This window comes from Microcoleus sp. MON1_C5 (genome assembly GCF_036701875.1).
Taxonomy (GTDB): Bacteria; Cyanobacteriota; Cyanobacteriia; order Cyanobacteriales; family Microcoleaceae; genus Microcoleus.
The window spans coordinates 1-1,024 of record NZ_JAUBRN010000162.1 but is presented as its reverse complement, the minus strand read 5'-3'; the positions used below and the strand labels follow the sequence as shown (position 1 = coordinate 1,024).

The window sequence follows — 1,024 nt, the reverse complement described above, 5'->3', positions numbered from 1 at the left end:
CGGAACTTACCCCTCACGCTTGATCGCGAGAGTTTTCAAACCCCCTGGCAGCGGTCGAACTGGGTGAGAACCCTCACCCCATACATGACTACAAAGTCAGGGAAACCCCGAGTAAATCGAAAGCTTTTTGCTGTAAAGGACTCGGTATCGTCAGCTTATCAAAGCTAACTGAAACACCCCCCAATTTAGGTTGCACCCGGTTTTTAGTAATTGTCGCCAAATTAGTCAGTAACGTCCGAAAACTTTGAACCGGAAAATTGTCGGAATTACGTTGAGTTGAAGCTTTGCGTTTTGCCGGAGTCTTAGATTTATTCGGGACAACCACTGAATTGGGTTCCACAGGCTCTAACCATTCTTCCTCCTCAAACAACAACGGCGCTAATTTCTGGCGCATCTGCCATTCCACGTAATAAGCCAACAGGCATAAAAATACGTGCGATCTGACCCGATGCGCCAAACGATGATAAATCGGGCGCACCTTCAAATCGATAGTTTTATAACAGCGAAATGCTTGCTCTACTTGAGACAGACTTTTATAGGCTTTTACGGTTGAGGGGTCATTTAATATCGACTCTGAAACCGAAGTACGAATCACATACATTCCATCTAAATTTGCTTCGGCTGCAATTTTCTCGCTGTTGCGTTTGTAGCTGAAACTGTTGTCAGTGATTGCGAGATTAAAATGCTTGGCTACCTGGTAGCGATTGATAATTTTTCCTACTCTCACCCCAATTTTTTCGCCTCCGGTTAACCGACGTTTGTCACGAGTGGTTGCAGTAACAATTTTGTCTAACTCTTTCTCTGTTGCTTGTAGCAACGCTTCTCTTGTGGTGGCTCGTTCTTCGGCTAAAAAAGGATTGCGACAGGCAATTAGTCGCTCTCCTGGATAATCTGGGGATTGAATAGCAGCTAAGTCTCTTTGGTCAAACAGTGATAGTTGTATCGCATCTTGTTCCACCAACTCTCGGATTTGTGGCGCTCTTAATGCTGTAATCCAATCTAAACCTTCTACCCCCTTTAATTC

Annotated in this window: 1 protein-coding gene; it reads right to left on the bottom strand. The window is 44.6% G+C overall.

Features of this window, described 5'->3' with window-relative positions; translation table 11 throughout:
- Positions 1-88: 88 nt before the first annotated feature.
- Positions 89-1,024: IS1634 family transposase (locus QUA71_RS29165; RefSeq protein WP_445243842.1), on the bottom strand; the 936-nt coding region annotated here is incomplete at its 5' end.